Here is a 9,006-nt window from a genome sequence, read left to right as displayed (position 1 = left end):
TCTTCTATGGCTTTATAGGCATTTGCCAGCGTCTGCGCCTCAATGCCTTGCGCTGCATCAACCAACAGCAACGCTCCTTCACACGCCGCCATAGACCGCGAAACTTCACAAGAAAAGACCACGTGCCCGGGCGTATCAATCAAATTAAGGATATACTCTTTCCCGTCCTCCGCTGTGAATTCCATGCGTACGGCTACGGACTTAATGGTAATGCCGCGCTCACGTTCAATATCCATCATGTCCAGCGTTTGTGATCTGATTTTGCGTTCATCCACAGTGTTTGTGAACTCGATCAATCGATCTGCCAAGGTAGATTTACCATGATCGATATGTGCAATGATACAAAAATTTCGAATGTTTTCCTGGGGTGTCTTCATAAACGATTGTAGTGCCTTGCTTTGCTTGTAGTTGGCGCCCCGCGCGACTATCCGTTCCTCCCCTATTCCCTCTTATACCTATTCTATCATAACAGAGCGGCGCTTATGTAGGCAAACAGCACACAAAAGCATCCAATTAGCACATTTAATAGATTTCGGATCGCAAAGAGAGAGAACGGTCGTCGTCAAGCGCTGAAACGTCCGGATCAAGCTTTAGGTTTTAATTTCCAAGTGAAGGCAAGTAAAAACATGGCGGCAAAGGAACAGAAAATAATGACGCCGATGATTAGGTTCCACGCCTGTTCGAGTCCCCACAGATTTTCGAAGTACTCAAGCATCCACCCGAAGCCTTTTGCCTGAACGGTGCGCCCCAGATAGCCGAAGAGTCCTATAAATCCTGCGGCAGTGCCGATTGCCTTCTTGCCGGTCATGTCCAGAGCGATGATGACCACGAGATTGATGACCGGATAAATAAAGAAGCCTATAGCGGTAAGCAAAATCATATCAAGCCATAAAAACTGAGCCGGTGTTATGACCAGCAATGAAAAGGCGATGATAATCGGAATGAAACACAATACACAGACCATGCCGCGGCGCCCACCGATAACATCCGACAACCACCCAAATAAAATAGTGGACGGGATACCGCCGAATTCCAGCATAAACACACCGAATCCGCCGCCGATAACGTCCGCTTCTTTAATGTCACGCAAATACATAGGCCCCCAATCCAACATGCTGTAGCGTGTCACATAAGCAAAGAAATTGGCAAAAGCCAAAATCCATACGTATTTATTTTTGAGCACATAATCGACAAAAAGTTCACGGGTCCCCAATTCTCTTTCGAGATCATCGGGATCGGCGGTGATCGATGGGTAGTCGTCATTGTATTCTTCAATGGGAGGCAGTCCCACCGATTGGGGCGTGTCGCGCAATCGCAGTAAGAGATACACACCGCCAATGGCGGCAAGCACACCGGGGACAAAGAACGCATATTCCCAGCCTCCCCAATAGTGCATGGCCCACCCCGCCAAATAGCCTGTTATCCCGCCGCCTAGATTATGGGAGGTATTCCATATACTAAAGGTCAGACCACGCTCTCGTTCGCTGAACCAATGCCCCATGGATCTTCCGCAAGGGGGCCAGCCCATGGCTTGAATAAATCCGTTCAGCGTCCAGAGCAGAAGATGAACCTGAAAATTCGCCACACTGCCAAAGATGAAATTTAACAGTGCCGTGGCGAGCAAGGCAAAGCCCATGAAGGCGCGGGGATTGCTCCGATCGGAAACGGCGCCCATGACAAATTTACCTACACCATAACTGATTGCACTGGCTGCAAGGAGACTGCCAATATCATTATGGCTGTAGTTTAATGCCGCTTCCATATCCTTGGCAACGACCGACAGATTATTGCGCACTAAATAAAAAGCAGCATATCCCAAGAAGGTGGACTCCATAATGCGCCAGCGATAGCGCGGGTAGAGTTTACGAATTTTTTCTTGGGGCAGGCGCGGGATATGCGGGGCGGGAGCAAAAATATTTCCAAAAAGACCCATCGTCATTTCCTTACGGTCTGTGTTACTGAGGCGCGTTATTTCCAAGCCGGTTATCAAATAACAGCGGTGGTTAAAAACGCTTTCTGTTAAGAGGACTCATTCAACCGTTTTCTTTTCAAGTGTCAATCTGTCGGACTTATCTTAAGGGCGCTTACAGACCAACCTGTGGATTCAGTACACCTAAGCTATACACCCACAATACACCCTCGTAAGAACGCGGTAAAAGAAAGTATTGCTCCTATTTTGCAGGAAATGCAGGGACAGTTCAAATTTACCCGGAAGTAAGAAAAAGAAAATGATTCTCCCCCTCCGCCACCGGATAAAACCTATGATGCGGACCAAAGCGGCACGTGCCCCGTGACCGCACAGCATTAAGCCCACCACGTTCTTTTGAAATGGACAAAATGATGGAAGTAGAGAGGGGCAAGTCAAAGGCACAGCTGTGGCAGTTCTGTTGTTTTCGGGCGGCGCGCAGCATCTTCGTTGCACAGAAACTTACGGAATGGCAGGGGCACTTTTAGCCAAATATAGTCTTGAAATAGTCCGCGTCATCTAAGAGCGGCAGTTCTTCCTGAATAAACTCTTCCATTTCTTTTCTGGATATAGCAAGATCTCGATCCGATTCTTCTTCACTATCCTCGGTATCGTCAAAATCCTCTTCGGTGATCGTTTCAGGCACTTCTTCTATTACTTGGAAATCTTTACCGAGTTTTTTGAATAGCCTATCCAGCTCTCCTCTGATGAAAGAAATCAATGCGCCATATAGATGTTCATAGACTTCCGGCGGTTGTCCATGTTCCATAATCTTGGTATTTAAGGGCAGGACGTGTCCGGCAAAAAGCAAAAGGGATTCATGGCATTGTGGGCAAGGTCCAACTACAATAGTCTCATCGTCAGGCAGTACCAGTCGGCCTTCAACACCACAATGGGGACATTGTACTTTAATAATGTTTACCATATCTTTATACTCCACAACGCATCTCATGTCTGTATTAATTGTACCATATTTATTAACCCCGGAAAGAGGCGTTTCATTCCCATATTGATGTATCCTTCTCCTTCTTTAATAGGGCCTTGCCGAGGGCGATCCTTCATCCCAAGAGCGCCAATCCGTCTTGTATGCGGTGACCCCAAAATCTTTAATAGTTGGTCCTATTGCGCAAAATATGGTATAGTTTAGACCCCAAGTTGATGCGGACAGATTTGTTCACCACTCCCTGTCTTCCATCGTCTTTGTTGCAAAAATAGAAGATTCCACAGAAATTTTTCATATCCCAAACCTGTTTCTTAGACAGGCTGAATGCAGGTCATTTTTTAAGTCTTCGTTCTACGAAAGAATAACATCTTAATAAGTAGGTAGAGGAATAAATGCAGAAGAAACTTACGAAAGAATTTGATGTCCGATGGCACGGCCGTGGCGGACAAGGAGCAGTAACATCAGCCAATATGCTTGCTGAAGCAGCCTATCACGCCGGGTTTCGCGGGATCATGTCCGCGCCGACTTTTGGCGCAGAACGTCGCGGCGCGCCCATCACAGCATCAACACGCATCGCGCCCCGTCCCTTGCGCAGCTTATCTCAAGTCGATAAGCCGGACATGATTGTTGTTTTAGATGACAGTCTATTAACCGCCGCTAACGCAACCAAGGGCTTGGCAAAAAATGGGCTGGTGATCATTAATACTAACCGTGAGTTGGATGAACTTCCCGGACTGAATAACGGCTATCGCGTCGCGATGGTCAACGCCAATCATGTCGCGGAAGAAGTAGGCCTGATTATTTCGGGCGCACTCATGATCAATACTGCCATGCTCGGCGCCATCAGCCGTGCCTTTGAAGTTATTAAACTTGAACATGTGGAAAAGGCACTGAACAGTATCTTTTCCCCTGCTGCGGCAAAGAAGAATTTTGAAGCTGCGCGTTTATCCTATGAGCAAACACGCTGCTTTTCCCCTGAAGAAATACTTGTTTGAACCTTGAATGAACGGAGATAGTTTTATGGCAGGAACCAAGGACTGTGGTCAACACACAGCCATGTCCTGGCCGTGTGTTGGAGAAGCCGGTAAAACGGGAGAGTGGCGCACATCGCGCCCTGTTTTGATCCCAGACAAATGCATTGCCGTACAAAGAAACAAAGCCCTTTGCATGCAATGTTGGGCTTTTTGTCCCGATAGTGTAATCAGCAAAACGGTACCTCCGGAAATCGATTTGCTCTACTGTAAAGGCTGCGGCATTTGCGCCGCTGTCTGTCCCACCCAAGCGATTGATATGATTGCGGAAACGGACGAGGGACAGGAAACGGTTCAGGAGGATACGTGTTGTGGCTGTTAAATCACCTTCTGTAGCCGTAATCACCGGCAATAATGCAGCCGCTGAGGCGGCACGTCTCGCCCGCGTTGACGTGATCGCCGCCTATCCGATTACGCCCCAATCAGGCGTTGTGGAAGCCCTCGCCGCTTATGTGGAATCAGGAAAGCTCAGCGCCGAATTTGTCAATGTTGAAAGCGAACATAGCGCCATGGGCGTTTGCATTGGAGCGGCAGTCGCGGGTTCCCGTGTTTTTACCGCCAGCAGCGCCAACGGCTTGGCCTATATGAGCGAACAATTGTCGTGGGTAGCCGGATCGCGACTTCCCATCGTCATGGGCTGCGCCAATCGTGCCATGTCCGCGCCGTGGAATGTTCTCAATGACCAGCAGGATGCCATGTCGCAACGGGATCATGGCTGGATTCAACTCTATTGCCGGGATAATCAAGAAATATTCGACACCTTTTTGCAAGCCTTTCGCATCGCCGAGCTATTAAGTCTTCCTGTCATGGTTTGCTACGACGGATTTATCCTTTCCCATACTGTGATGCCGGTGGAAATCCCTGATCAGGCAGCAGTGGACGCTTTCTTGCCCGCCTTGACACCTCAAATCATTGTGGACAACAGCGATCCCCGCAATATTAACCCCGTGACCCTGGCCAATCCTCGGGAAAACGGAAGCGGTACGCTTTGCCATGGCTACATGGAATTTCGTTATTTGATGCAAGAGGCGCACCAAGAAGCCTTGAATACGATTGAGAGCGTTGACGCAGAATATGCCTCCGCTTTCGGCCGATCTTCAGGCGGTCTCTGCTGGACCTATGGTCCGGAAGATGCGGAGGTTATTATGGTTGCCGCCGGCAGCCTCGCCAACGAAGCGACTGTTGCCGCTGATCTCCTCGAAGAGACGGGTCTGCGGGCAGGCGTACTCGGCATACGCTCCTACCGTCCCTTCCCGGATGCCGCAGTCGCCCGCGCTTTAAAAAAGGCGCGCCGCGTCATCGTCTTCGATAAAAGTCTGACTTACGGTTATGGCGGTCCTATCTTTATTGATGTTCAAGCCGCCCTGTTTCGTCATCAAGTCACACCCGAAGTCCACGGTTATATTGCCGGTCTTGGCGGTCGCGACATAAACGCGCGCCAGTTGGCCGAGGCAGTTACTGAGAGTATGGGCTGGGATCGTGCCCAACAGGGTCCTAAACCGACAAGCTGGCTCAACCTTCAACTCTGAAGTCCAAGCCCTTCACATGCTATGGAGTTTTTATGACAACCAATCTGCTTCAACTTCCGGAAATGGAATATTTATTGCCGGGCAACCGCGCTTGTGCAGGATGTAGTATCGGCATTGCTTTTCGGCATGTCACAAAAGCACTCGATGGTAAAGCGGTGCTCGTTGTACCGGCAAGTTGTTTTACAGTCTTATGCGGCATGTATCCCACTTCCTCGGTTACGCTGCCTGTGGTCAACTGTACCTTTCCCAGCACGGCCGCTGTTGCCTCCGGTATTTCCGCCTCCCTCAAAAAACAGGGGCGTCATGATATCGCTACCGTAGCTATCGCCGGTGATGGCGGCACTGCGGACATTGGTATACAAGCCTTGAGCGGCGCCGCAGAACGCAATACAGACCTCTTGTTTATCTGTTATGACAATGAAGCTTATATGAACACGGGCACACAGCGTTCCAGTATGACCCCTTTAGGCGCCAGGACAACCACAACGCCAAATTATGGGAAACAACAATACTCTAAAGATGTCCCTGCCATTATGGAAGCGCACAACATCCCCTATATTGCCACCGCCAGTCCCGGCTATCCCGGTGACCTCTACGATAAGGTTTATAAAGCGCGGTTCATGACAGGATGCCGCTATATGCATCTGAGCGCGCCCTGCCCTGCGGGATGGCATTTCCCCGCTGCGGACACGGTAACCGTTGCCCGCAATGCTGTGGAATCAGGGGCTTTTGTTCTCTACGAAATTGAAAATGGTCATTTCAGATTGACCGGGAAAAGCCTGCGCCTTGCCGAAAAAGATAAGCGCATCTCCGTGGGAGAGTACTTGTCGGGACAAGGCCGATTCGCCAAGACCGATGACGACACGATCGCGCTGCTGCAAGAACAGGTTGATGCACGGTGGACAGAAATTACAGCGCGCCATTTTCAGGAAAATCCCGGATCCTAAGGAAACTGTAATACCGCCGCCGTTTTCAAAAAGACGCCCCCGCCGAAGAACCGGCGTGGAGCCCTTCCTTTCGCAACTAAATTTGCCTTCGCAATATTTTGTTTTGGTGTATCTTGATTGATAATGTTATGATCATTTTGACCTATGATCAAGAAGATGTATCTAAGAACAACAGGAGGACAATATGCAGGTTATAATTCAGGATAGTCCGGAAAAAGCGGTAGCTCTCACGTCAAAGATTATTGCTGATCAGCTTCAATCGAAACCCAATTCCGTTTTGGGATTGGCCACAGGGCGTACCATGGAAAGTCTTTACGATGTGCTCGCAGCCATGCAGCGCAAAGGCGAAATTGACTTTTCTCTCACCACGACTTTTAACCTGGATGAATATGTGGGCTTGGCGGGATCGGACAAAAACTCCTACCGCTATTATATGAATGAGAAACTCTTTAATCGAGTCAATATTGATCCGAGGAACACGCACTTACCCGACGGCTTGGCCGAAGATCTCGAAGACGAAGCAGATTATTATGAATATCTGATTGAAGATGCAGGCGGCATTGATCTTCAATTATTGGGTATTGGAAATTCCGGGCATATCGGATTTAATGAACCCCTCTCCCCGCTCTTATCGCGCACGCGGGCCGTCTCATTAACCCCCGCAACCATTGCGCAGAACAGTCCCCTCTTCGAACGCCCCGAAGATATGCCGCGCTTTGCGCTCACCATGGGCGTCGGCACCATTCTTGAGGCTGAACAATGCCTGATGCTCGTCACAGGCGCAGCAAAGGCTGATATTCTCGCCAAGGCTGTAGAAGGTCCCATAACCAGTATGATCAGCGCCACTGCATTGCAGCTGCATTCTGATTGCGTGGTTATCGCCGACGCTGACGCGGCCGCCCAATTGACCCAGAAAGACTATTATCACTGGAATTTTGCCCACGCTCCGGAATGGGCATCTTATCAATGATTCTTTCAGTACGGCATTTCGATTTTGTTAGCAACACAAACGAAAGGAAAACGTCATGAGAACAATACGTATCGCCGGCATCCAAATGAATGTGTCTTCTAGCAAGAAAGACAATCTGCCTCGTATTCTCGGCTATATCCGACAGGGTGATTGTGATTTCCTTCTTTTTCCTGAAATGAGTTTGACAGGGTACCACAACAACTTTAATGAAGAGCGCACCAAAGACGCGTGGAAACAAATTGCCGCTGCCTGCCGCCAAAGCTATGTGACCGCCATTATCGGAACCGGCGTCATTATTGACGGAAAAAACTGCATCCAATCGCGTATTTACACCGATGAAGGACAATTGTTGGGCACCCATGAAAAAATTGTTCCCACCGAAGCCGACCGTAAATGGTGTGTTCCCGGCGAAGAACTACGCGTCTTCAACTATAAAGACTGCTCCTTCGGCTGTCTCATTGGCAATGATCTTTGGGTCGCCCCGGGCAAAGGTCCTTACCCTGATCCTCGCCTGAGTTTCCAACTGGGTAAAAAAGGCGCGCAGATCATCTTTCATAGCATGGCTACCGGTACCGATTCCGCCTATGCAGCCTATTACCAATCTAATCTTGCGCTCCGCGCCCGCGAAAGTAATGTATTTATCGTTACCGCCAACACAGCCGTTGAATCCGGACAGCTTAATATGCCCAGCGGCATCATGTCGCCGGAAGGAAAATGGCTTATCCAATCAAAGCGCAGCGACGAATTCCGCTACACCTATGACTTGGAAATAGAATAAACGACGGTTAAAATTTCCATTGTATGGTTTCAAAAAAATGTGATGCCATGCCCTGACTCGTGATAGAATCAAAAAAGAGTTATTTTCTGAATCCCATGCAGTGCTTAACGTTACTGCATGGGATCCTTATGTCATTCCTCCATTCAATCTGATAAGGAATATTTCTATGCGTACAAACCGCCGTAATTTCTTAAAACAAGTTTCGATCCTTAGCGCTGCCCCTCTTATTTTGCCATCAAGACTCTGGAGTTCAGAACCCAAAGCCAACGATCGCATTACGATGGGATTTATAGGCGCCGGTAAACAAGGCAGCTACCTGGCCGAAGGATTTTTAAATCACAAACGCTGCCAAATCGTAGCAGTGTGTGACGTGGATACAACACGGCGCACCGCCCTTTTAAATCGCGTCAACACTTTTTACGAAGGCCATCCGTCAAGAGGCACGGCAGACTGTAAAGGATACAACGATTTTCGCGAAGTCATCGCTCGTGATGATATTGATGCCTTATGCATTGCGACCCCGGATCATTGGCATGCCTATATTACGTTGGCGGCCTTGGAAGCGGGCAAAGATGTGTACTGCGAAAAACCGCTGACCCACAATATTCATGAAGCCGTTGAAATTATCAATAAAGTCAAAGAGACAGGGCGTATACTCCAGACGGGGTCAATGCAGCGTTCCATGAAGGAATTTCGTGTAGCCTGCGAACTCGTGCGTAACGGCGCCATTGGAAAGATCGACCGTGTGCTGTGCAGTTTTGGCGTTCCCGGTATCCCCTGCGATTTGCCTGAAGAAGAAATGGAACCCGGCCTTGACTGGGACATGTGGCTGGGACCCGCAC

10 protein-coding genes are annotated in these 9,006 nt (G+C 49.1%); 7 read left to right on the top strand and 3 right to left on the bottom strand.

The window, feature by feature from the left end:
* From GX117_14095 to GX117_14085, 3 genes are all read right to left on the bottom strand, one after another.
* Window positions 1–377, bottom strand: a 377-nt coding sequence (locus GX117_14095; protein ID NLO34462.1) for a GTP-binding protein, incomplete at its 3' end; no start/stop codon positions are given.
* A gap of 206 nt (window positions 378–583) precedes the next feature.
* On the bottom strand, window positions 584–1,939 hold the full coding sequence (locus GX117_14090; protein ID NLO34461.1) for an MFS transporter: 1,356 nt from the start codon (window positions 1,937–1,939) through the stop codon (window positions 584–586).
* Window positions 1,940–2,450: 511 nt separating this feature from the next.
* Window positions 2,451–2,891 (bottom strand): hypothetical protein, encoded by a 441-nt coding sequence (locus GX117_14085; GenBank protein NLO34460.1) that lies wholly within the window; start codon window positions 2,889–2,891, stop codon window positions 2,451–2,453.
* Between the two features lie 410 nt (window positions 2,892–3,301).
* Between GX117_14085 and GX117_14080 the strand changes: the two genes are divergently transcribed.
* The 7 genes from GX117_14080 to GX117_14050 form a co-directional block, all read left to right on the top strand.
* Window positions 3,302–3,904, top strand: coding sequence for a pyruvate oxidoreductase subunit gamma (locus tag GX117_14080; protein NLO34459.1), 603 nt, complete (start codon window positions 3,302–3,304; stop codon window positions 3,902–3,904).
* Window positions 3,905–3,929: 25 nt separating this feature from the next.
* Entirely contained in the window at window positions 3,930–4,262 is a 333-nt protein-coding gene (locus tag GX117_14075) for a 4Fe-4S binding protein (protein NLO34458.1), read from the top strand.
* Window positions 4,252–5,469 carry a pyruvate ferredoxin oxidoreductase gene (locus GX117_14070; GenBank protein NLO34457.1) on the top strand — a complete coding sequence of 406 codons (1,218 nt, stop codon included), beginning with the start codon at window positions 4,252–4,254 and terminating at the stop codon, window positions 5,467–5,469. The genes GX117_14075 and GX117_14070 overlap by 11 nt, the downstream gene beginning before the upstream one ends.
* A 32-nt stretch (window positions 5,470–5,501) precedes the next feature.
* A complete protein-coding gene (locus GX117_14065; protein NLO34456.1) occupies window positions 5,502–6,416 on the top strand; it encodes a pyruvate synthase subunit beta in 915 nt (304 codons plus the stop codon).
* A 184-nt stretch (window positions 6,417–6,600) separates the two neighbouring features.
* Window positions 6,601–7,386: a glucosamine-6-phosphate deaminase gene (gene nagB, locus GX117_14060; protein NLO34455.1), complete on the top strand. Its 786-nt coding sequence runs from the start codon at window positions 6,601–6,603 to the stop codon at window positions 7,384–7,386.
* Between the two features lie 55 nt (window positions 7,387–7,441).
* Complete coding sequence (locus GX117_14055; protein NLO34454.1) at window positions 7,442–8,164, top strand: carbon-nitrogen hydrolase family protein; 723 nt, start codon at window positions 7,442–7,444, stop codon at window positions 8,162–8,164.
* A gap of 166 nt (window positions 8,165–8,330) precedes the next feature.
* Window positions 8,331–9,006: Gfo/Idh/MocA family oxidoreductase (locus GX117_14050; protein ID NLO34453.1), on the top strand; the 676-nt coding region annotated here is incomplete at its 3' end.

Source organism: Candidatus Hydrogenedentota bacterium (assembly GCA_012523015.1).
In the GTDB taxonomy this organism is placed as follows: domain Bacteria; phylum Hydrogenedentota; class Hydrogenedentia; order Hydrogenedentales; family CAITNO01; genus JAAYBJ01.
Note: the sequence above shows the minus strand (reverse complement) of the source record. Positions and strands in the feature narration are given on the sequence as shown.

Bases quoted from the DNA above. Each gene is read 5' to 3' on its own strand.
- GX117_14090 (NLO34461.1), bottom strand. From the start codon at position 1,939: ATGACGATGGGTCTTTTTGGAAATATTTTTGCTCCCGCCCCGCATATC.
- GX117_14085 (NLO34460.1), bottom strand. From the start codon at position 2,891: ATGGTAAACATTATTAAAGTACAATGTCCCCATTGTGGTGTTGAAGGC.
- GX117_14080 (NLO34459.1), top strand. From the start codon at position 3,302: ATGCAGAAGAAACTTACGAAAGAATTTGATGTCCGATGGCACGGCCGT.
- GX117_14075 (NLO34458.1), top strand. From the start codon at position 3,930: ATGGCAGGAACCAAGGACTGTGGTCAACACACAGCCATGTCCTGGCCG.
- GX117_14065 (NLO34456.1), top strand. From the start codon at position 5,502: ATGACAACCAATCTGCTTCAACTTCCGGAAATGGAATATTTATTGCCG.
- nagB (NLO34455.1), top strand. From the start codon at position 6,601: ATGCAGGTTATAATTCAGGATAGTCCGGAAAAAGCGGTAGCTCTCACG.
- GX117_14055 (NLO34454.1), top strand. From the start codon at position 7,442: ATGAGAACAATACGTATCGCCGGCATCCAAATGAATGTGTCTTCTAGC.